The 20,831-nt window shown below is 73.6% G+C and carries 18 protein-coding genes and 1 pseudogene; 13 read left to right on the plus strand and 6 right to left on the minus strand.

Features of this window, described 5'->3' with window-relative positions; all coding sequences use genetic code 11:
• Positions 1–262 precede the first annotated feature (262 nt).
• From ABZT03_RS28330 to ABZT03_RS28340, 3 genes are all read left to right on the plus strand, one after another.
• Positions 263–922, plus strand: a complete 660-nt coding sequence (locus tag ABZT03_RS28330) for a beta-glucanase (RefSeq protein WP_356044298.1) — start codon at positions 263–265, stop codon at positions 920–922.
• A gap of 120 nt (positions 923–1,042) precedes the next feature.
• Positions 1,043–1,555, plus strand: a complete 513-nt coding sequence (locus tag ABZT03_RS28335; RefSeq protein ID WP_356044300.1) for an SRPBCC family protein — start codon at positions 1,043–1,045, stop codon at positions 1,553–1,555.
• Complete coding sequence (locus ABZT03_RS28340) at positions 1,548–3,182, plus strand: NAD(P)/FAD-dependent oxidoreductase (protein ID WP_356044301.1); 1,635 nt, start codon at positions 1,548–1,550, stop codon at positions 3,180–3,182. Before ABZT03_RS28335 ends, ABZT03_RS28340 begins: the two co-directional genes overlap by 8 nt.
• Before the next feature lie 113 nt (positions 3,183–3,295).
• On the opposite strand, the gene ABZT03_RS28345 is transcribed toward ABZT03_RS28340, so the two are convergent.
• Entirely contained in the window at positions 3,296–3,754 is a 459-nt protein-coding gene (locus ABZT03_RS28345; RefSeq protein ID WP_356044304.1) for a hypothetical protein, read from the minus strand.
• 342 nt (positions 3,755–4,096) lie between these two features.
• Between ABZT03_RS28345 and ABZT03_RS28350 the strand changes: the two genes are divergently transcribed.
• Positions 4,097–5,482: a diacylglycerol kinase family protein gene (locus tag ABZT03_RS28350; protein ID WP_356044307.1), complete on the plus strand. Its 1,386-nt coding sequence runs from the start codon at positions 4,097–4,099 to the stop codon at positions 5,480–5,482.
• A complete protein-coding gene (locus tag ABZT03_RS28355; RefSeq protein ID WP_356044310.1) occupies positions 5,475–6,095 on the plus strand; it encodes a phosphatase PAP2 family protein in 621 nt (206 codons plus the stop codon). The genes ABZT03_RS28350 and ABZT03_RS28355 overlap by 8 nt, the downstream gene beginning before the upstream one ends.
• Here the strand turns inward: ABZT03_RS28355 and ABZT03_RS28360 are convergent.
• On the minus strand, positions 6,067–6,858 hold the full coding sequence (locus tag ABZT03_RS28360) for a YihY/virulence factor BrkB family protein (protein WP_356044347.1): 792 nt from the start codon (positions 6,856–6,858) through the stop codon (positions 6,067–6,069). The genes ABZT03_RS28355 and ABZT03_RS28360 overlap by 29 nt on opposite strands.
• A 320-nt stretch (positions 6,859–7,178) precedes the next feature.
• Here ABZT03_RS28360 and ABZT03_RS28365 point away from each other — a divergent pair, with 320 nt between their 5' ends.
• Together ABZT03_RS28365 and ABZT03_RS28370 are read left to right on the plus strand one after the other, a co-directional pair.
• Entirely contained in the window at positions 7,179–8,009 is an 831-nt protein-coding gene (locus ABZT03_RS28365) for a PP2C family protein-serine/threonine phosphatase (RefSeq protein WP_356044312.1), read from the plus strand.
• A 92-nt stretch (positions 8,010–8,101) separates the two neighbouring features.
• Positions 8,102–9,113, plus strand: a pseudogene (locus tag ABZT03_RS28370) (MASE1 domain-containing protein).
• 104 nt (positions 9,114–9,217) lie between these two features.
• On the opposite strand, the gene ABZT03_RS28375 reads toward ABZT03_RS28370, so the two are convergent.
• A complete protein-coding gene (locus tag ABZT03_RS28375) occupies positions 9,218–10,063 on the minus strand; it encodes a chitosanase (RefSeq protein ID WP_356044315.1) in 846 nt (281 codons plus the stop codon).
• 410 nt (positions 10,064–10,473) lie between these two features.
• Between ABZT03_RS28375 and ABZT03_RS28380 the strand changes: the two genes are divergently transcribed.
• Complete coding sequence (locus ABZT03_RS28380) at positions 10,474–12,279, plus strand: protein kinase (RefSeq protein WP_356044317.1); 1,806 nt, start codon at positions 10,474–10,476, stop codon at positions 12,277–12,279.
• A gap of 12 nt (positions 12,280–12,291) precedes the next feature.
• On the opposite strand, the gene ABZT03_RS28385 is transcribed toward ABZT03_RS28380, so the two are convergent.
• Positions 12,292–12,951 (minus strand): hypothetical protein, encoded by a 660-nt coding sequence (locus ABZT03_RS28385; protein ID WP_356044320.1) that lies wholly within the window; start codon positions 12,949–12,951, stop codon positions 12,292–12,294.
• Positions 12,952–13,196: 245 nt separating this feature from the next.
• Here ABZT03_RS28385 and ABZT03_RS28390 point away from each other — a divergent pair, with 245 nt between their 5' ends.
• The 4 genes from ABZT03_RS28390 to ABZT03_RS28405 all read left to right on the plus strand — a co-directional run bounded on the left by ABZT03_RS28390 (position 13,197) and on the right by ABZT03_RS28405 (position 17,761).
• A complete protein-coding gene (locus ABZT03_RS28390) occupies positions 13,197–13,343 on the plus strand; it encodes a hypothetical protein (RefSeq protein WP_356044323.1) in 147 nt (48 codons plus the stop codon).
• A gap of 489 nt (positions 13,344–13,832) precedes the next feature.
• Complete coding sequence (locus tag ABZT03_RS28395) at positions 13,833–15,338, plus strand: MFS transporter (RefSeq protein ID WP_356044350.1); 1,506 nt, start codon at positions 13,833–13,835, stop codon at positions 15,336–15,338.
• A gap of 319 nt (positions 15,339–15,657) precedes the next feature.
• Positions 15,658–16,533 carry a DUF1932 domain-containing protein gene (locus ABZT03_RS28400; RefSeq protein ID WP_356044325.1) on the plus strand — a complete coding sequence of 292 codons (876 nt, stop codon included), beginning with the start codon at positions 15,658–15,660 and terminating at the stop codon, positions 16,531–16,533.
• Between the two features lie 34 nt (positions 16,534–16,567).
• On the plus strand, positions 16,568–17,761 hold the full coding sequence (locus tag ABZT03_RS28405; RefSeq protein ID WP_356044328.1) for an acyl-CoA dehydrogenase family protein: 1,194 nt from the start codon (positions 16,568–16,570) through the stop codon (positions 17,759–17,761).
• Between the two features lie 82 nt (positions 17,762–17,843).
• On the opposite strand, the gene ABZT03_RS28410 is transcribed toward ABZT03_RS28405, so the two are convergent.
• Together ABZT03_RS28410 and ABZT03_RS28415 are read right to left on the minus strand one after the other, a co-directional pair.
• On the minus strand, positions 17,844–19,025 hold the full coding sequence (locus tag ABZT03_RS28410) for a phospholipase D-like domain-containing protein (RefSeq protein ID WP_356044353.1): 1,182 nt from the start codon (positions 19,023–19,025) through the stop codon (positions 17,844–17,846).
• Positions 19,026–19,226: 201 nt separating this feature from the next.
• A complete protein-coding gene (locus ABZT03_RS28415) occupies positions 19,227–20,264 on the minus strand; it encodes a YihY/virulence factor BrkB family protein (RefSeq protein WP_356044330.1) in 1,038 nt (345 codons plus the stop codon).
• 92 nt (positions 20,265–20,356) lie between these two features.
• On the opposite strand from ABZT03_RS28415, the gene ABZT03_RS28420 reads away from it, so the two are divergent.
• Positions 20,357–20,824, plus strand: a complete 468-nt coding sequence (locus ABZT03_RS28420; protein ID WP_356044333.1) for an SRPBCC family protein — start codon at positions 20,357–20,359, stop codon at positions 20,822–20,824.
• The last annotated feature ends 7 nt before the right edge of the window (positions 20,825–20,831 follow it).

Raw genomic sequence — 20,831 nt, forward strand, 5'->3', positions numbered from 1 at the left:
TGTGACCCGGCTCCGACGTGATCCACCGTCAGTCAGTCCTGTCGCTCCCACCAGTCGGGGCGCTCACACGGGTTACGGACTAGGCCGTCCGATGCCGCCACGGCGTTCCGCCCGCCCTCCCGCGGCGATGTGGGCCGGGGGTGTGAGGCGTTCACCCCGGCGGGTGACAGGGCGGCCTGACACACCGTCGGCCCGCATGACGGGGGCCCTCACGGGCAGAACCGGTTCGCACCACCGACCCCGGACCGACGGGAGCCCGACTGTGACCGAGGCCCTTTTCACGGCAGACTTCCGCTCCGCCCGCCAGTGGGTCGCGGGGCGGTCGTGGGCGTATCCCGACGGCGGCCCCGTCAACCCGGACGACAACAAGCTGGACCACCTGGTGGCGGACCCCCACTACAGCCGCGGCGGCACCTTCCGCGCCACCCGCCGCCCCGACGGGCTGTGGAACACCGGACTGCTGACCACCGAGGGCAGCGAGGAGGACTTCGTCGTCCGCACCGGCGACCTGCTGCACACGAGGGTGCGGCTGCCCACCGTGATGGGCGCCTGGCCCGCCATCTGGACCTGGCGGGACGGCGGCCAGGAGATCGACGTCTTCGAGTACCACCCCGACAACCCGGACCTGCTGGAGTTCTCCAACCACGTGCGCGGCGGCCACCTCTACCACCGCGACCCGGCGGTCGGCCCCGGCGGGTGGATCGACCTGACCGTCGAGTTCGGCAGCGAGTGCGTCGAGTGGTCCCTGAACGGCACCCCGGTCTTCGCCGACGACCGGGGGGTGGGCGACGACTGGTACGCCCACCTCATCGTGAACCTCTCCGTGTGCGCCGGCGAGTACCACCCGGCGCCCTCCGAGGCCGACACCAAGATGTCGTTCAAGGTCGCGAGCCTCACCGTGCACCGCCCGCGGGGCCGCTGACCCGGCCCTCCGGCACCCCCGGGAGCGCGACGGCGTGGGCCCGGCGCCCGACTCGCCGGTTGAGCGACCCGCATGTGGGCACTTGGCGGTGAACCAGGGGGAACCCGTGTGGAGGTGGCTGTGGCGGTTCGGCATCGTCTCATCAAGGTCAGTCCGCGGACGGTGTGGGCCGTCCTCGCGGACGGCAGCCGGTACGCGGAGTGGGTGGTGGGCGCCTCGGCGTCCGAGCCGGTCCGGGGGCAGTGGCCCGAGGTCGGCGCGGCCCTCGCCTACGAGATCCGCCTCGGCCCGCTCCGCCTCGGCAACGAGACCGTCGTACGGCGCTGCGAGGAGGGCGAAGCGCTGGAGCTGGAGGCGCGCGCCGGCGTCCTCGGCACCGCGCGGATCGCCCTGGAACTGCGCCCCTGGGGCGAGCACTGCCTGGTCATCGTGGACGAGCACCCCCTGCAGGGCGCCGGCGGCATGCTGCACAACGCGGGCGTGGAAGCACTGATCCAGGTGCGGCACCGGGCGATGCTGGCCCGGCTCGACAAGGTGTGCCAGGCCCAGAGCCGCGCCGAGCACGGCACCCCGCGCGAGGAGCGGGCGCCCGGACCGGCGGCGTCGCACGCCACGGGAGACGCGCATGCCTGACGCGGTGGTGATCGGAGCCGGACCCAACGGGCTGGTCGCGGCGAACCTGCTCGCCGACGCCGGCTGGAGCGTGGCCGTCCTCGAGGAACAGCCCGAACCCGGCGGCGCGGTCCGCCACGACCGGGGCGTCCACCCCGACTTCGTCAACGACCTCTGCAGCTCCTTCTACCCGCTGGCCGCCGCCTCCCCGGTCCTCGCCGGACTCCGCCTGCAGGACCACGGCCTGCGCTGGAGCCACGCGCCGCACGTCCTCGCGCACCCCCTGACCAACGGCCGGTGCGCGGTGCTCGACCGCAGGATCGACGTCACCGCCGACTCCCTCGACGCCTTCCACCCGGGCGACGGCGCCGCCTGGCGCGGCCTCCACGACGTGTGGCAGCGCCTGCAGCCGGACATCCTCGACGCCCTGTTCACGCCCTTCCCGCCGGTCAAGGCCGCCGCCCGGCTGGGGCTCCGGCTGCGCGGAGCGGGCGGGCTGCGCATGGCACGCACCATGATCCTGCCGGTACGGCGGATGGGGGAGGAGGAGTTCGGCGGCGAGGGCGGCCGGCTCCTGCTGGCGGGCAACGCCCTGCACGCCGACCTCGCGCCCGAGGCCGCGGGCAGCGGCGGCTTCGGCTGGCTGATGTCGATGCTCGGCCAGACCTTCGGTTTTCCCGTGCCCGTCGGCGGCTCCGGCGCCCTGGTCGAGGCCCTGACGCGCCGGCTGCTGTCGCTCGGTGGCACCCTGACCTGCGGACAGCGCGTCAGCCGTGTCCTCGTCCGCGAGGGACGCGCGGTGGGCGTGCGGACGGCCGACGGTGACACCGTCACCGCCCGCCGCGCCGTGCTGGCCGACGTGTCGGTGCCCGCGCTGTACGGCGACCTCGTCGAGGCCGAGCACCTGCCGTCGCAGCTGCTGTCGGACCTCGAACGCTTCCAGTGGGACTTCGCGACCTTCAAGGTGGACTGGGCGCTCGACGGGCCCGTGCCCTGGCAGGCCGAGCGGGCGGCGCGGGCGGGCACGGTCCATCTGGCCGACGGCGTCGACGAACTCACCCGTTTCGCCGCCCAGGTGGCGATGCACCAGGTGCCCGACCGTCCCTTCGCGCTGTTCGGCCAGATGACGACCTCCGACGCCTCCCGCTCACCCCTCGGCACCGAGTCCGCGTGGGCGTACACGCATGTCCCGCAGGTCGTCAGGTCCGACGCCGGGGACGAGGGCCTGACCGGAGCGTGGGACACCAAGGAGCAGGAGGTGATGGCGGACCGCGTCGAGCGGCAGGTCGAGCGGTTCGCGCCGGGGTTCCGCTCCGTGATCCGCGCCCGCCGCATCCTGGCCCCGCCCACGCTCCAGGCCCTCGACGCCAACCTGTACGGCGGCGCCATCAACGGCGGCACCACGGCCATCCACCAGCAACTGGTCTTCCGCCCGGTGCCCGGCACCGGACGCCCGGAGACGCCGGTGCGCGGACTGTTCCTCGCGTCCGCCGGGGCCCACCCGGGCGGCGGCGTGCACGGCGCCCCGGGAGCCAACGCCGCCCGGGCCGCGCTGCGCCGCAACCAGCCGCCGGGACTCACCCGCCTCCAGCGCGTGCTGGCGCACCGCGACCGGCGCGGCGAGATCCGGCCGTCGTCCGCCGACTGACGGAGCCGGCCGTCCACCGGTCGGCGGAGCCCGCCGCCTTCGGGTGCCTTCGGGTCGGCGGGCTCCGCCGCCTTCGGGCACCTGCGGGCCGGTGAACTCCGCCCGTCACGAGGTCAGTTCCACAGCGGGTAGGTCACGACCGGCGGGAAGCCCTCCGGGCGGGTGTCGGTGTAGACGAGGGTGATGCGGGTGTAGTGCCCCAGCCGGGGGTGCTTCTTCCAGGGCTGTGAGCGGTCGAGTCGTACGACGACCGGGTAGTCGTGGAACCTTCCGGCCGCGCAGTACGGCTTGCAGTCGTTGACCGAGTTGATGCCCGTGGCCACGGCCCGTTCCGAGTTCCAGCGCCTCCAGTGCAGCGAGGACAGACGGCTGTTGCCGTCGCCGCAGGCCAGGATGAACTCGGTGGGACGCACCTCGGGATGCCACAGGCAGTCGACGAGCACGGTCCGCGGCACCTGCCGGACGGCCGGAGCCGACGCCGGTGTGACGGAGGAGGCGGCCGGCTGTGCGGCGGCCGCGAGCAGCGCCGCGGCACCGAGGGCGAGAGCCGTTCTTGCTGTGTGTCTGCGCATGGTCGCTCCCAGCCGCGTGTCTGCGGACGCCTGGCCCCGGGTCCTGTCCCCAACGATGTGGCCTGCTTCCGACGCTAAGGCCGCGTCCGGCGCAGCACCACTCGAACGGCGTAACGCCCGGGCTTGCGGGGTGACCTGGGCCGAGCACCGGGGAGGGCGGGGAAGGGAGGACGCTTCGCGGGACCCGCTCCCGGCGGCGGGCGCGCGCATGAGACGGTTGGCTCTCCACGCGGCAGTGACCATCATGGAAGGGGAGGCGGGGCAGGGACCCGGAAGGGCACAGGGAGACCGGTGGGCCGGCGCACGCCGGACACGGACCCCCGGGGGACCACCCGGCACATCATGAACGCGACGCGGACGAAGAGCGAGGCGGAGCCGGCCGGCTCCGACCGGAGCGTGGGACCGGCGCGGGCGCTGGCCCGGCTGGCCCTGCTGTGTGTGGCCGGCGCCGTCGCGGCGGTGGTCGTCGGGGCCGGCTCCGCCCAGTGGCTGGTCCTGCTCCTCGGCCTGGTCGGGTTCGCCCTGGCCGGCGCGGGCCTGTGGTGGGCGCTGGCCCATCGTGGTCTGGCCCGGCTGTGCGGCGCCCTGCTGGCGCTGGCCGCTCCGGTGGCGGTGCTGGTGCTGTACGCCGTGTCGGGCCTGTGGCTGGTGGCGGTGACCGCGCTCGCGCTCTGGGTGGCGGCGCTGGCCTGTGCCCGCAGCGCGCTGCGCCGGCTGCGCAAGCCGCACGGCATGCGCCACCGGTCGAGCAGGGCGCCCCGAAGACCGGTGCTGATCATGAATCCGCGGTCCGGCGGAGGGAAGGTCGGCCAGTATGGGCTGGTGGAGCGGGCCGAGGCGTTGGGCGCCAGGGTGCTGCTGCTCGACATCGACAGCTCTCCCGACCCGGTGGCCCTGGCCCGGCAGGCGGTGGCCGAGGGCGCGGACCTGCTCGGCGTCGCCGGCGGGGACGGGACCCAGGCGCTGGTGGCGGGGGTGGCCGCCGAGCACGGACTGCCGTTCCTGGTCCTGTCCGCCGGCACCCGCAACCACTTCGCCATGGACCTGGGCCTGGACCGCGACGACCCCTCGACCGGGCTCGACGCCCTCTCCGACGGCGTGGAACTGCGCATCGACCTCGGTGACGTGGCCGGGCGGCCCTTCGTCAACACGGTGTCGTTCGGGGCGTACGCGGAGATCGTGCAGAGTCCCGAGTACCGGGGCGCCAAGACGGCGACCGTGCTCGACCAGCTGCCGGACCTGCTGGTCGGCGAAGACGTGACGCCACTGGAGGTGCAGGCCGACGGAACCGGCATCGACGCCCCGCAGACCCTGCTGGTGAGCAACAACCCCTACGCCCGTGCCGACCCCTTCGGTGGCGGACGCCGGACCCGGCTGGACGGCGGGTCGCTCGGGGTGATCGCGGTCCGCGTGGAGGGCCCGGCGCAGGCGGCCGAGCTGGCGCTGCGGGGCGAACGGGCCAGCAGCATCACGACACTGACCGCGCGGCGCGTGGTCGTCGACGCCGACGTGGAACTCATCCCGGTGGCCGTCGACGGCGAGGCGCTGACCCTGCCCACACCGGTCGTCTGCACGGTGCGCCGCGGCGCGCTGCGGGTACGGGTACCGAGACATCGCCCCGGCGCGCCCTACGTGGCACCGTCCGTCGACTGGCGGCGTGTGGTCCGTCTCGCGCTCGGCAGGTCCCCCATCCGACCCAGGACGAACCAGGAGAAGAGCCATGCTTGACCGCCCCGCGCGGGGACAGCGCACGCCGCGAGGCCTGATGCGCGATCTCACCGCACTGGACCAGGCGCTGTACGAGGCCGTGACGGTCACCAGCACGCCCGAACTGGACTCGGCGTTGCGCCGGCTGTCCGCGGCGGCCGACCACTCCAAGATCTCGTTCGCGGCCGCCGGGCTGCTGGCGCTGTTCCCCGGCCGGCCGCGCCGCGCGGCCGTGCTCGGTGTCGCCGCCATCGCTGTCGCCTCGGCGTCCGCCAACCTGCTCGGCAAGCGGCTGGTCCGCCGGGCACGGCCCCTGCGCGCCGCGGACTCGCCGTTCCCGGGACGGCACGTGCCCATGCCGGAGTCCGCGTCGTTCCCCTCGGGCCACACGGCGTCGGCGGTGGCCTTCGCCGCGGCCGTCGGGCCCGCCCTCCCCGCCGCGACCGTCCCGCTCGGCCTGCTGGCCTGCGCGGTGGGCTACTCCCGCGTCCACACCGGGGTGCACTACCCGGGCGACGTCCTGGCGGGCGCGGTGCTGGGCACCGGTGCGGCGGCCATGGTCCTGGCCACCGCGGGCCACTGGGAGAAGAGCGGACGTCTCCGGCTCAGTCCCGGCGCTCCGACGCGCCGCTGAGCTCGGCCGCGAACTGCGCGCCCGCCAGCAGGGCGAGGTTGGACAGCCACAGCCAGATCAGGAAGACGACCAGGCCGGCGAGGGAGCCGTACAGCTTGCTGTAGGTGCTCAGCGCCGACGCGTACACCGCGAAGGCGGCGGACACGGCCAGCCACAGGGTGGCCGCGAGGATGCCGCCCGGCAGGCTGTACGCCCGGCGCCGCGCGGAGGCGGGGCCGGTGTGGAAGACCACGACGACCAGCACCGCCACCAGGCACAGCAGCACTGGCCAGCGCAGCAGGTTCCAGGCCACCGCGGCCGTGGCGTCGACGCCGAGGGCGCGTCCGGCGCTCTCCGCGATGGGGCCGCTCAGCAGCAGGACCAGGGCGCTGACGACGAGAAGGCCGAGCAGCGCCAGCGCGGTGAGCACGATCCGGTGGGCCTTGCGCCAGGGTGAGCGGTGGTCCGCCACATGGTGCATCCGGTGCAGGGCGCGCCGGAAGACGGCCAGGTAGCTGGAGGCCGACCACAGGGCGCTCACGGTGCCGGTGACCAGCAGCGTCCAGGCCGCGGAGCCGCCCTGCAGCATGCGGGACAACGCGTCGTGCAGCTGCCCGGCGGACTCCGCGGGGACGTAGGCGGTGACGTGCGCGATGAAGCTCTCGGCCGTGTCGGGGCTGATGAGGGCGAAGCCGACGACGGTGGACAGCAGCGCGGGCAGCACCGCGAGGACCGTGTAGTAGGTGAGGGCCGCGGCGTGGTCGGAGATGTCGTCGCGCCACATCGACACCGGTGTACGGCGCAGAGCCGGCCACCAGGCGGCGGGCACCCGGAAGCCCGGCCGCGGCAGGGCGAGGACGCGGGCCGGGTGGCCGGCCTTGGCCCTGCGGCCGGCCTGTGGTTCAGCGGACATGGGGCGCGCTCCCTCGGGGGCGGGCCGTACTCCCGGCCTCGGTCGTGAACTGATTCCCCCTGGGCGTGGGATCAGTCGTGGATGCGCCTGCCCGCCGGTCGGACCCCGCACCCGGTCGCCGGGCCGTCGTCACCCCGAAGGACCACAATGGACTCCTGTGATCAGCGGGGTACCCGACGCACGGAGTGTTCATGTTCCGCAGGCGCCCTACGGACGACGACGACGCGCTGCTGGCCAGGCTCGGGGCGCTGACCGCCCAGGCGCGGGAGCGGGCGGAGGTCCAGCGCTCCCTGGTCGAACTCGCCGTCGCCCTGCAACGCGGCATGCTCCCCGGGGACCTCCCGGTCGCGCCCGGCTTCCGCCTGGCCGTGCGGTACGCGCCCGCCTTCCACGGCCTCAACGTGGGCGGCGACTGGTACGACGCCTTCACGCTGCCCGACGGCCGCATCGGGCTGTCGATCGGCGACGTGCAGGGGCACAACATCGAGGCGGCCGCGTTCATGGGGCAGGTGCGGGTGGGGCTGCGGGCGCTCGCCTCGGTCACCGGCGACCCGGGCGAGTTGCTCTCCCGGACCAACGACCTCCTCCTCTCGCTCGGCGGCGACCTCTTCGCGACCTGCACCTTCATGCGGCTCGACCCGTCCACCGGTGTGCTGGAGAGCGCCCGGGCCGGACACATCCCGTGCGTGTGGGCCACCGCGGACGGCAGGTCGGGCATCGCCGAGGACCAGGGCGGCCCCCCGCTGGGCGTTCTCGACGGGCAGGTCTACCCGGTGACCCGCTACCGCCTGAACACCGGCGGGGTGTTCGTGCTGCTGACGGACGGCGTGGTGGAGGGCCCCTCGCTCAGTGTCGACGAGGGCCTCGACCAGGTGGTCCGGCTGGCCGGGATCGCCGCCGTCGCGGGCATGGAGGCGGGGTCGCTCGCCGCCGCCGTGATCAAGGGCGCCGAGCGCGTCGGCCATGAGGACGACGCGGCCGTGCTGGTCGTCGGCCACGACGCCTCCGCCGTACGGCCGTAAGGGGGTCCCGCCGCTTTCCGGCGGGTGGCGTGACGGCCGGCCGAGGGGCGCTCGCCTCGCCGTGCGGGCGGGGGAGTTGTCTGATGGCTGCTGTGGTGGCCGTCCAGGATCTGCGTCGGCCGGGCGGCTGGGCCGTCCGGACGCTGGCCGTCGCCGCCTGCTACTACGCGGCCGGACGGCTGGGTCTGCTGCGCCGGCTCGTCGTGGAGGGCGCCGTCTTCACCCCGATCTGGCCCCCCACGGGCGTGGCGGTGGCCTGTCTGCTGATCTTCGGTCTGCGGGTCTGGCCCGGGATCACGCTCGGCGCGCTGGCTCGTCGTCCTGTCGCTCACCACGCTGCGGCCCGCCGTGATCGGCACCCTCGTGGGCAACACCGCCGCACCTGTCTGCGCCTGTCTGATGCTGCGCAGGGCGGGTTTCCGGACCGACCTCAGCAGGTTGCGCGACGGCCTCGCCCTGGTGTTCCTCGGCGCCCTGACCGCCATGCTGATCAGCGCCACGGTCGGCGTCGGCCTACTCGTCGCCACCGACCGGATCGCCGTGCCGGACTTCTGGCCCGTGTGGCTGGGGTGGTGGGTGGGGGACGCGATGGGTGTCCTGCTCGTCACCCCGTTGCTGCTCCTGCTGCGCGCCGCACACCGGCCCCTGCCCCTGGCGCGGTGGAAGGAGGCGGTGGGGGTGGCGGTCATCGCCTTTGCTCTCGTACCGGTGGCGTGCTTCAGCACCGTCAGCCTGCTGTTCCTGGTCTATCCGCTGCTGATCTGGGTCGCGCTGCGATTCCGGCTGCCGGGCAGCATCCTGTGCGCCCTCTTCGCCTCCGTCACGGCCACGGTCGCGGCGACCGACGGAAGCGGCTCGTTCCAGCGGCTGACGGACGTCGAGGTGATGATCAAACTCCAGGCGTTCAACGGCTCCATGGCCCTGACGGCGCTTCTGCTGTCGGCCCTCATCACCGAGCAGCGCAACACCAGACGCTCGGTGGAGCTGGCCTGCCTCGACCTCGCCGAGGTCCTGGAGCACCTCACCGCCGGTGACGCCCCGCGCGGCCGGCCGCCCCGGCCGCCGAAGGACACGGACGGGGCGCCCGGCCGGCCCGAGCGGTGAGGAGCACCCCGCCCCTGCCGCGTGCGACGGTCCCGGTGCCATGACCGTCGCACGCGTGTCCGGGGTGGGCCGCCGGGGGAGGGGTGCGGCGCCGGCGGGTGGGGTCAGCCGATGTGGTAGCTGTCCCCGTACACCTTCCAGTCGAGGGGCGGGTTGAGGTCCAGGTTGCCCTTGCGGACGAAGACCCGCTGCGCGGTGTCCACCCGGCTGGTGTCGCTGTGCGCCTCCTCCTGCTTCATCGCCCACACCCGCGCGTCGAGGAACGCGTTGAGGTACGTCACCTCGTCGCCGCCCTGGGCCGGCGGCTTGGCCTTGGTGAGGGCCCGCTTGCGTATGTTGCGGAAGGAGGTCGGGTCGGTGCCGTCGCCGTGCATGACGATGGCGTCGTAGTACGTGAACTGGCCCAGCGCGCGCAGTCCGTCGGTCTTGCCCTGCTGGACGGCGGGGTTGAAGTACACCCGGTCGCGTTCGTCGTTCTGGGCCTGCTGGAACGCGGTGTCCTGGGCCGCCTTGCGCCAGTCACCGGGGAACGACGGGTCGAGGCCGGCGTGTGAGTCGGAGTTGTTCACCCGCCGCAGGGCGGGCAGGTACTTGGCCAGGACGTTGCCGGGCTTGCGGGTGGCGTAGAGCTCCACGAGGTCGAGCATGTCGCCGGTGCCGGAGCAGAACCCGATGATGCCGGCGGTGTAGCCGCGGCCGTCGCCGATGTCCTCGATGTACTTGTACTGGGCCTTCCAGTCGAGCGAGGAGTTCTCCGCGCTCGACACCAGCTTCATGGCGATCTCCTTCTTCGCCGGGTCGTCGAGTCCGGCGGCGCGCAGGGGCGCGGGAGCGGCGGAGGCGTGCGCGGGGCGCAGCAGCGGGACCGCTGCCAAGGCGGCGCCGGCCAGCAGAAGCGAGCGGCGGGAGGGGTTCGCGGTCGGGCGGGTCTCGCCGGGGGAGTGTTCCACGAGGGCTCCAATTGGCTTGTGGGGGGTGGCAGTTGCCAGTGACCGTGCACTGATAGGAAGGTTTCCTATCAGAGGTGGGGCCGGGTTGGACACCTGTGCGAGACAGGTTCGTAGATACGAACAAGAGCGGCGGGTGAGGGACGCGCGCGCCGTGCGACGCCCCAACCCACCGCGATCTGCCCGGATTTCGACCGTGCGGGGCGGTGCCCGAGAGGCCGCCGAAGAGGTCCGGCGAGGCGGGCCCGGACGGTAGGCGGGGTGGCCGCGGCCGCCCCGCCGGGAGGGGCCCGCGCGGCCGCCGGGGTGGTGACGGGCGGTCGTCGTGCCTGGTACGGACCACGTCCGGCCCCGGTGCGGGCGCCCCCGGGCCGGGGCCCCGGGCCGCCCGGGGCGTCCCCTAAGCTCCTGCCATGAACGACGGGGACAGCGACAGACGGGTCGTCGACGGCCGTTTCGAACTACTCGCCCGGCTCGGCGGTGGCGGGATGGGAACGGTGTGGCGGGCCCGCGACCTCGTGCTGCGACGCGACGTCGCCGTCAAGGAGGTGCGGCCCCCGGACGCGGACCACTTCGACCGCGACCCGGACGCGGCACGCCTGCTGCGCGAGCGGGTGCTGCGCGAGGCCCGGGCGCTCGCCAGGATCGAACACCCCGGCGTCGTGACGATCCATCACATCGTCGACGGCGGCGAGGGCACCTACCCGTGGATCGTCATGGAGCTGGTCGACGGCGGTTCGCTCGCCGACCGGCTCGCCCGCGGTCCGATGACACCGGCGGAGGCCGCCCGTCTCGGCGCCGGGGTGCTGGAGGCGCTGCGCGCAGCGCACCACGCCGGGGTCCAGCACCGCGACGTGAAGCCCGCCAACGTCCTGCTGCGCTCCGACGGCAGGCCCGTCCTCACCGACTTCGGCATCGCCGCGGTCCGCGAGTCCACCGCCCTCACCGCGACGGGATCGATCATCGGAACCCCGGACTACATGGCCCCCGAGCGCATCTCCGACGGCGACGGCGGCACCGGCGACGGGTCGGCGGCGGACCTGTGGTCGCTGGGGATGATGCTGTACGTGGCCGTCGAGGGCCGCCATCCGCTGCGCCGGACCACCACCCTGGCCACGCTGGCCGCCGTACTCCACGACGAGGTGCCCCCGCCGTCCCGGGCCGGCTCCCTGACCCCGGTCCTCACCCGCCTGCTGGTCCGTGACCCCGCCGCGCGGCCGGACGCCGGGACCGTGGCGCGCATGCTGGAGACGGCGGCGCGGGAACCCGCCGACTCCCGGCACACCTCATATCCCCTCAGCCCTCCGGGAGTCGCGCCCGCCGCCGGGCCGTCCCCGGCGCCCGACCGGCCACCAGGGGCCACGTCCGGGCCGCGCGACGCGGTGCCGTCAGCGCCGCACGACGCCGTGCCGTCGGGGCCGAACCCGTACGCGACACCGCCGACCCCACCGGGGGAGGCCGCCCCTTTCGGTCCGAACCCCTACGCGGCCGCGCCGTACGAACCGCGCGACGCCGTACCCGCGGGGCCCCACCCGCGTCCGGCACCGATGACCGCGGCCGGGGTGCGCGCCACATCCCGGAGGTCGCGGCGCGTGACGGTTCTCGCCGTCGTCCTCGGGGCGCTGCTGGCGGGCGGGGGAGTCTGGCAGGCGTTCTCCGACGGCGACCACAACGGCGCGGCCGGATCCCCCGGAAACCCGCGGGAGACGCAGGGCGCCACCCCCGCGCAGGACACGCCGTCCACGGGTGGGACGCCCTCGGCCGTCACCGATCTCCTGACACCCACCGGGGTCCGCCAAGCCCTCCACGCCATCGAGAAGGAGACCGGAAGCTCCAGTTTCGGCGCCTTCCTGGTCTACCCCGACTACGTCTCGGCCTCGGTGATGGTCCGGGGCAGCCGGACGCGGTACGAGACGTACACCTACCGGGTCGCCGGCGGCGTCGAGAAGGGCATCGTCAAAAGCTCGCTGACGGGTGGTCAGAAGCCCGTGGAACTCGACGACTTCCACTGGGACGCACTCCCCGCGCTGCTGAAGCGGGCCGGGAAGGAGCTGAAAGTCGACGGCCGGGCCACCCGCTACCTGCTGGTACGGCAGCCGAACGACATCTTCGGCACCCCGTCGGGCATGGCGATCTATCTCAGCAACGAGTACGGCGAGGGCGGGTACATGGAGGCCGACCCGCGGGGCCGGGTGACCAGAACCGTGTCGTCCGGCTGAACCCGGCCTCCCTCACGGCGAAACCGGTGGGGTCGGTGGGCCGCTGAGCTGCTGCAGGGGCGTGCCGTCGCCCCAACGCCGAAGGCGCGGCGCGTCGATGAGATGGACATGGCCCTGACGCCGCGCCCACTGGACGTCCCGCCGGGTGAAACTGCCCCGGTGCACGACCAGGCGCAACCGCCGGCCGGCCCCCGTCGCCACGGGCGAGGCGTGCGCCTCCTCGTCGGGCAGCGGCTCGGCCACCGCGCGGAACGCCACGTCGAGCACCCGGCCCCGGGCGTCGCGCGCGGTGAGCAGGGGACGGTCAGGTTCGGGGAGCGGCAGCACGTACCACCCGTCGCGGCGCAGCATCCGGGCCACGGCGACCATCAGGCCCGGCGTGTCCAACTCGGCCAGTTCCTCCGGGGTGTAGAAGCCGCGGCGCCGCCGGCCCAGCGGACGCCGGTGGCGGCGCACGGCGGCCCCGGCGAAGACCAGGAGCGTCACGCCGAGCACGGGGGCGCCGACGCCGAGGAACCGGTAGGCCGCCGCGAGCGCCGCCACCGCGGCACACACGAGGAGCACGCAGCCGGCGAGGGCGGGCAGCACGTCCCGCAGCCGGGGTCCGTAGCGTCCGGCGGCCCGTAACTCGCGCACCAGGCGACGGCGCCGGGCACGACGTGATCCCTCCATGACCGCCCGTCGCCCCCTCCGAGCCATCGAGGCCGGCTTCCCCCGCCCCCGCACACGTCGGTGTGCAAGGGAGGTGATACCCGATGACGCACCCGCTGATGGCCCGGCCGCGCCGGCGGCCCGCCGCGAGGACGGAATCCGGCCACGGCGGGGGAGCTGAGCGTCCGCGCGCCTGAACGGTCCGTCACCGGGTAGCCGGGCCTGTAGGAAGTCGGTGACACCTGCCGACCGGTGGAGGGAGATCCATGCCGACTGTCATGCAGCGCATCAAGGAGTTCGCCCGCAGCCCCCAGGGGCGACGGACGATGGAGCAGGCGCGGCGAGCGGCAGCCGATCCGCGCCGCCGCGCCCAGGCACAGCGCCTGCTCGGCAAGCTGCGCACGCGCCGCTGACCGCCGCGCGCCCCGGCCGTCTCGTACGGCGGCCCGGCTCGTACGGCGGCCCGCGCGCCCGGTTCGCACGCCCGGTTCGCGCGCCGGTACGGGAAGCACCGGCGGCCGGTTCGCGCGCCCGCTCGCACGCCGGTGCGCGCCGGTGCGTGCTGGACCGGCGTCGCTCCCGCTCACGCCGAGACGCGGTCATGCCGAGACCCGGTCACGCGAGAGCCGGTCACTCCGAGACCCGTACATGCCGGAGGCTCGGACACGCCGAGACCCGGACACGCCGAAGACCCCGAACCTCTCTCGGGGACTTCGGCATGTCCAGGAGGGTCCCACCCCGTCCGCCGGGTCGGCCATGCGTAGGTCGGCGCAGGGGGATACCCGTAGAGGGACAGTGGTGACGCGGGTGTCCGGTGCGGTACCCGCGCTGATCGGGCGGTCGGTTCGTCCGGGCCGGTCCCCGGCGCCGGGCGACGGCGGCGGAGAGGAGCCCGGGTGGGCGTGCGGACACAGGCGGGCGAGCGCGGCGGAAGCCCGGCAGGTGCGGCCGAAGGAGCCGATCCCCGGCGGTGGAGAGCGCTGTGGGTGACGTTGGTGGCCGGCTTCATGAGCCTGCTCGACGTCACGATCGTCGCGGTGGCGCTGCCGTCCATGCAACGGGGCCTGCACGCCTCCGCGCCCGCCATCCAGTGGGTGGTCTCCGGGTACGCGCTGGCGTTCGCCCTCGTCCTCGTGACCGCGGGCCGGCTGGGCGACGCGCTCGGCCGGCGGCGCATCTTCCTGCTGGCGCTCACGGCGTTCGTGCTGTGCAGCGCCGCGGCCGGTGCGGCCCCCTCGATCACCTGGCTGGTCGTGGCCCGCCTCGCGCAGGGCGCCGCGGCCGGCTGCCTGGCCCCGCAGAACTCCGCCCTGATCCAGCAGATGTTCCGCGGCGCCGAGCGCGGGCGGGCGTTCGGGCTGTTCGGGGCGACCGTCGGCATCTCCAGCGCGGTCGGCCCGGTCGTCGGCGGCCTCCTGCTCGCGCTGGCCGGCGGACCGCAGGGGTGGCGCTGGATCTTCTACGTCAACGTGCCGGTCGGGGTGATCGCGCTCGTCCTCGGGTGGCGGCTGCTGCCCCAGGTCGCGCCCGGCCGCAGGGAACACCTCGACCTGCCGGGCGTCGCCCTGCTCGGCTCCGGGGTCCTGGCACTGATGCTGCCGCTGGTCCTGGCGGAGTCCGGTGGCGTCCGGCGCCTGTGGTGGCTCTTCCTGGTGGGCGTGGCGCTGTTGGCGGCGTTCGCGCGCTGGGAACGGCGGGTCGCCGCGAGGGAGGGGCACCCGCTGCTCGACCCGCGGCTGGTCACCAGCACCCGCGGATACAGTGCGGGCGCGGTCATCGCGACCCTGTACTTCGTCGGATTCAGCGGTGTGTGGCTGGTGTTCGCCCTCTTCTTCCAGAACGGTCAGGGGTACTCACCGCTGCGGTCGGGGCTCGCGGTGACCCCCTTCGCCGTCGGGTCGGCCGTCGCCGCAGTGGTGGCGGGGCGCCTGGTCGAGCGGCTGGGCCGGCTGCTGACCGTGTGCGGACTGGCCGCCGTGGCGCTCGGCCTGGGCGGCGCCGTACTGATCCTCAGCCAGGTCTCCGGCGACCGGGCGGTGTGGCTCGCGGCGCCCGCCCTCTTCGTCGGCGGCCTGGGCAGCGGCTGCGTCATCTCCCCCAACGTCACCATGACCCTGCGGGACGTCCCGGTGCGGATGGCGGGTGCGGCCGGTGGCGCCCTGCAGACGGGGCAGCGGCTCGGCGGCGCCATGGGCACGGCCGCTCTGCCCGGGCTGTTCTACATGGTCCTCGGCCACGGCGGCCACGACTACCGGGCCGCGGTCGCCATCGCGGTGGGCGCCGGCATCCTGCCCGTGCTGTGCTCGCTCGGGCTGGCGGTCCACGACTGGCAGCGGGACCGCAGGACGCGGCGCGAACCCGGCGATCCCGAGACCTCGCACAGCCACACGCACGCCGGTCGGCACTGACCGGTCAGTGCCGACCGGTGACTGCCGAGCGGCCCGCGGCGCCTGGCGAGGCCGGACACCGGGGCGGACCGGCTCCGGGTTGGCATGAACGCCACCCGTGGGGTACGGTCGATCTTGAGCGGGCCACGAACGACTCCTGGCCCGCCCGGCGTTGGTCGTCCAAGGAAAGACGCCCCGCTTCCTGCGGGGAGATGCAGGTGCAAGGCCTGCCCGGCGCTCGACAAACCCCGTCCCGGGGCCACCCGGGGCGGGGTTTTCCACATGCCCGGACGCCTGCCCGGACGTCTTCCCCGCGCTGGCCGGCGGATAGGGTTCCGGCATGGTTCACGCGGACGTGGGGATCGTGCACCCCGGTGCCATGGGCGCGCGGGTGGCGGCGCAGGCCGTCGCGGCGGGCGCCCGGGTCTGGTGGGTGCCGCAGGGGCGCTCGGCGGCCACGCGGGAACGGGCCGAGGAGTTCGGACTGCGGCCCGCCGCCGGCCTGACGGAACTGACCGACCGGTGCCCGGTCGTCCTGAGCGTGTGCCCACCTGCGGCGGCCCTCGACCTCGCCCGACAGGTGGCGGCCGCCGGCTTCGACGGTGTCTACGTCGATGCCAACGCCGTCAGCCCGGCACGCGTCGCGCGGATCGCCGAGGCGCTCGCCGGCACCGGGGCGACACTGGTCGACGGCGGCATAGCCGGTCCGCCGCCCCGCACGCCGGGAACCACGCGCCTCTACCTGTCGGGTGACGCGCCGGCGGTCGAGGAGGTCCACCAGCTGTTCGCCGGAACGCTGTTGACCCCCGTCGCCCTGGCCGGACCGGTCGGCCGGGCGTCCGCGCTCAAGCTCGCCTTCGCCGCCTACAACAAGATCTCCTACGCCCTCGCCGCCGAAGCGTCCGCCCTCGCCGAGAGCCATGGCGTCCTGGACGACCTCCGCGACCTCGCCGGACATCTACTGCCGGGCACTCCTCTCGCGTCACCGGCCCAGCTGGCGGGAGCGGGCCCTCGCGCGTGGCGTTGGGAACCCGAGATGACGGAGATCGCCGAAGCCTGCCGGGACAGCGCGCTGCCCGGAGCCTTCGCCGACGCCGCCGCGCAGGTCTTCGCGCGGTGGCAGGCCCACAAGGACGACGGGTCCGTGACCGCCGGCCGGCTGATCGCCGAACTCGGAGGCACCGGGGGCCCGTCCGGCCCGCCGCGCCACTCATGAGCATCGAGCGACGAAAGCGTGGAAGAAGGCCGACATGACTTCTCCCACGGATGACCGGACCGTCGCCGACTTCTACGACTTCGAGGCCGCCCTCTCGGACGAGGAACGGCAACTGCTCCTGCGGACACGGACGTTCATGCGCGAGGAGGTCAGGCCGCTGGTGAACGAGAACTGGGCCGAGGGCACCTTCCCCAGGGAGCTGATCGCGAAGTTCCGCAAGAGCGGCCTCGTCGGACTGCCCTACGAGGGCTACGGCGACCACCGTCCCGGGGTGAGTCACCTGCTGACGGGCATGATGGCGATGGAGATGAGCCGGGTGGACGCCTCCGTCGCCACCTTCTTCGGCGTGCACAACGGCCTCGCCATGTACGCGATCCACGCCGGCGGCAGCCAGGAGCAGCGGGACCGCTGGCTGCCCGCGATGGCGACGATGGACACCATCGGGGCCTTCGCCCTCACCGAACCCCTCGACGGGTCCGACGTGACGGCCGGCATGCGCACCACGGCCGCGCGCGAGGGCGACACCTGGGTGCTCGACGGCGCCAAGCGCTGGATCGGCAACGCCACCTTCGCCGACCATGTCGTGGTCTGGGCCCGGGACGTCGCCGACGACCAGGTCAAGGGCTTCGTCGTCGAACGGGGCACGCCCGGTTTCGTGACGGAGAAGATAGCCAACAAGACCTCGCTGCGGATCGTCGAGAACGCCGACATCACCCTGACCGGGGTGCGGGTGCCCGAAGCCGACCGGCTGCAGGAGGCCGGCTCGTTCCGCGACGTCGCGGAGGTCCTGCGGGCCACCCGCAGTGGCGTCGCCTGGCAGGCGCTCGGAGTGATGACCGGCGCCTACGAACTGGCGCTCGCCTACGCCACCGAGCGGCAGCAGTTCGGCAAGCCGCTCGCGGGATTCCAGCTCGTCCAGGACCTCCTGGTGAAGAGCCTCGGCAACATCACCGCCTCCTGGGGCATGCTGTCGCAGCTGGCCCGGCTGCAGGACTCGGGCGTGTTCCGCGACGAACAGTCGTCGCTGGCCAAGGCGTTCGTGACGTCCCGTATGCGTGAGGTCGTCGGCTGGGCCCGCGAGATCTTCGGCGGGAACGGCATCGTGCTGGACTACGACGTGGCCCGCTTCTTCGCCGACGCGGAGGCGATCTACTCCTTCGAGGGGACGCGGGAGATGAACACCCTCATCGTCGGCAAGGCCATCACAGGGCAGAGCGCGTTCGTCTGAGCAGGCCCCCGACGCGAGACCGCGGAGGGGCGGTCGAAGCCCTCCGGCGGCGCGGGTCACGGCCGCGGTGCCGGTCACGGCGCTAGAGGAAACGCCGGATCGGCAGGACCGCCGTCTCGCGCAGGCGCTGGGTGAGCGGGCGCTGCCGCCAGCGGACGGGGTCGATGGACTCGCCCGCCTTCCAGTCCTCTTCGAAGTCGCTGTCGAGGTCCGCGGTGAAGTGCTCGTCGAGCACGGCGAGCATGACCTCCTCGTCGTGCTCCATCGACCGCCGGTTGAAGTTGGTCGAACCGATCAGTGAGGCGACCCCGTCCACCGTCATGATCTTCGTGTGCAGCATCGTCGGCTGGTACTCGCGTATCTCGACCCCCGCGTCGAGCAGCGTCTGGTAGTGGTGCTGCCCGGCCAGTCGGCAGGCGCGCTGGTCGGTGTGCGGACCGGGCAGCAGGATCTCCACCCGCACGCCCCGCCGCGCGGTGTCCGCGAGCAGCCCGACGAAGTACGGGTCGGGCGCGAAGTAGGCGGTGGACAGCCGGAAGTGTTCCTCCACGGACGACAGCACGACCCGGACGAGGGTCTGCATGTCCTGCCAGCCGAAACTTGCCGACCCCCGCACGACCTGGACCGTGGCCCGGCCCGGCTGCCGGTGTTCGATGAACCGGTCGCGCTCGTCGTAGAGCGTGTCGTGGCACTCCGCCCAGTTCTGCGCGAAGGCGGCGGCGATGCCGTCGACGGCGGGCCCGCGCACCTGGACGTGGGTGTCGCGCCACTCGTCGGGGTTGCGGGCGTCGCCGCACCACTCCTCGGCGATGCCGACCCCGCCCGTGAACGCCGTCTCCTCGTCGACGACGAGGGCCTTGCGGTGGCAACGGTGGTTCTGCTTCAGCGGCGACAGCCGGGCCGGCTTGCGGAACCAGGCGACCTGGACGCCGGCGGAGTCCATGGCGTCGAGCAGGTCCTGTTCGATCTCCATCGCGCCGAAGCCGTCGAGCAGCAGTCGCACCCGCACCCCGGCCCGGGCGCGTTCGGCCAGCGCGTCCGCGAACTCGCGGGCCACCTCCCCACGCCAGTAGACGAAGGTCATCAGGTCCACGGTGTGCCGCGCGGAGCGGATGGCCGTGAGCATGGCGGGGAAGATCGCGTCGCCGTTGCGCAGCGGGACGAGCTCGTTGCCTTCCGTCGCGGCGATCCCGAGGAGGCGCTCCAGACGTCTTCGCAGCCGCTGCTTGCGCCGCTCGGTGGTGTTCGTGTCGCCGTCACCCACGGCCCCCTCGATGATGTCCGTCGGTCGCTGCAGCACGCTCGCCTCCATGTTTCGGCCTGTTCCACCCCACCCGTGCCGGCCCGGCACCGCCCGGCTCGGCGGCGTACGTATACCCAGCTCTCGCCGTCTGTCCCACGGCAGGGCGCACGAAAGTCCGAGGTCAAGGACCGGGACGGCGGCGCGGGGGGCGCCGAGGCCGTGTCAGGTCATGCGGCGCCGGTCCTCCTCACTCCAGGCGCGGGTGTCACGCGGCGGGACGTACGGCTCCTCGTCCGCTGGGTGCCCGCCGGCGACCGCGCGCTGCCGGGCCATCTCCGCGTCGAACTCCAGGCCCAGCAGGATCGCGATGTTGCTGATCCACAGCCACACCAGGAACACGATCACGCCGGCGAGGGTGCCGTACGTCTTGTTGTACGAGGCGAAGTTCGCCACGTAGAACGCGAACCCGGCGGACGCGAGCAGCCAGATCAGCAGGGCCAGCACACTGCCCGGGGTGATCCACTTGAAGCCGCGGCCCTTGACGTTGGGCGACGCCCAGTACAGGAGCCCGATCATGATGGTGACCAGGACCACCAGCACCGGCCACTTCGCGATCGACCACGCGGTCAGTGCCGTGTCGCCGATTCCCAGCGCCGAGCCGGCCTGCTCCGCGATGCCTCCGGTGAACACCACGATCAGGGCGCTGATCACGGCCAGCACCAGCAGCACCACCGTGACGCCGACCCGGATGGGCAGCACCTTCCACACCGGACGTCCCTCGGGCATGTCGTAGACGGCGTTCGCGGTGCGGATGAAACCCGCGACATAGCCGGAGGCCGACCACACGGCCAGGACGATGCCGACCACGGCCATGAGCGACCCGACGCCGCCCCGGCCCTGGAGCTGCTGCACCGCGTTGCCGATGATGTCGCGGGCGGAGCCGGGCGCGAGCTTGTTGACGTTGTCGAGGACCTGCTGGGTCGCCGACTGCCCGGAGATGCCCAGCAGCGAGACCAGGACCAGCAGGGCGGGGAAGAGGGAGAGCACCCCGTAGTACGTCAGGGCCGCGGCCCGGTCGGCGAGTTCGTCGTTCTGGAACTCCTTGACGGTGCCCTTGAGGACGGCCATCCACGACCGTCCCGACAACTGGGCGGGGCCGTCCGGCGCCTGACGCTCGACCTCGTCCGTCGGCCCCGGCGTCCCGTCCTCGGACGCCTGCGCCGCACCACTGCCCTCATCGGATCTCGAAATACTTGCCATGAGGATCGGAGTAACCGCTCCGGCCCGGCCCATGCCCCGGCGGGCCACAATCGGGACGGAGCGACGGCACCTCGGACGCTATCGTGAACGTCATGTACTCGACGCGGGTCCCGTGGCATGTGAACGCCCCACGCGCGGTCGTGTACCGGGCGCTGCTGGACGCCGAAGCGATCGCCCGGTGGCGTGTCCCGGCCGGCATGAGCAGCCACGTCCACGAGTTCGACGCCCGTGAAGGCGGCGCGTTCCGTGTGTCGCTGACCTACGACACGGAGGCCGGAGCCGGGAAGTCGGACTCCCGCACGGACACCTACCACGGGCGTTTCACCGAACTCGTGCCCGACGAGAAGGTGGTGGAGGTCTTCGAGTTCGAGACCGGGGACCCGGCGCTGCGGGGCGTGATGACGATGACGACCACTCTCACCGACGCCGGCGGCGGCACCGACGTCCTCCTCGTCCACGAAGGCATCCCCGACGCGGTACCGGCGAAGGACAACGAGACGGGCACGCGGATGGCCCTGGACCGGCTCGCCGCTCTCGTCGAGGGCCGCCGCTCCGACTGAGCCGCCG

It is taken from the genome of Streptomyces sp. NPDC005574 (genome assembly GCF_040605435.1).
GTDB lineage: Bacteria > Actinomycetota > Actinomycetes > Streptomycetales > Streptomycetaceae > Streptomyces.

Coding starts and splice junctions, on each gene's coding strand:
- ABZT03_RS28340 (WP_356044301.1), top strand. CDS start 1,548: ATGCCTGACGCGGTGGTGATCGGAGCCGGACCCAACGGGCTGGTCGCG.
- ABZT03_RS28345 (WP_356044304.1), bottom strand. CDS start 3,754: ATGCGCAGACACACAGCAAGAACGGCTCTCGCCCTCGGTGCCGCGGCG.
- ABZT03_RS28350 (WP_356044307.1), top strand. CDS start 4,097: ATGAACGCGACGCGGACGAAGAGCGAGGCGGAGCCGGCCGGCTCCGAC.
- ABZT03_RS28355 (WP_356044310.1), top strand. CDS start 5,475: ATGCTTGACCGCCCCGCGCGGGGACAGCGCACGCCGCGAGGCCTGATG.
- ABZT03_RS28360 (WP_356044347.1), bottom strand. CDS start 6,858: ATGTGGCGCGACGACATCTCCGACCACGCCGCGGCCCTCACCTACTAC.
- ABZT03_RS28365 (WP_356044312.1), top strand. CDS start 7,179: ATGTTCCGCAGGCGCCCTACGGACGACGACGACGCGCTGCTGGCCAGG.
- ABZT03_RS28380 (WP_356044317.1), top strand. CDS start 10,474: ATGAACGACGGGGACAGCGACAGACGGGTCGTCGACGGCCGTTTCGAA.
- ABZT03_RS28385 (WP_356044320.1), bottom strand. CDS start 12,951: ATGGAGGGATCACGTCGTGCCCGGCGCCGTCGCCTGGTGCGCGAGTTA.
- ABZT03_RS28390 (WP_356044323.1), top strand. CDS start 13,197: ATGCCGACTGTCATGCAGCGCATCAAGGAGTTCGCCCGCAGCCCCCAG.
- ABZT03_RS28400 (WP_356044325.1), top strand. CDS start 15,658: ATGGTTCACGCGGACGTGGGGATCGTGCACCCCGGTGCCATGGGCGCG.
- ABZT03_RS28405 (WP_356044328.1), top strand. CDS start 16,568: ATGACTTCTCCCACGGATGACCGGACCGTCGCCGACTTCTACGACTTC.
- ABZT03_RS28415 (WP_356044330.1), bottom strand. CDS start 20,264: ATGGCAAGTATTTCGAGATCCGATGAGGGCAGTGGTGCGGCGCAGGCG.
- ABZT03_RS28420 (WP_356044333.1), top strand. CDS start 20,357: ATGTACTCGACGCGGGTCCCGTGGCATGTGAACGCCCCACGCGCGGTC.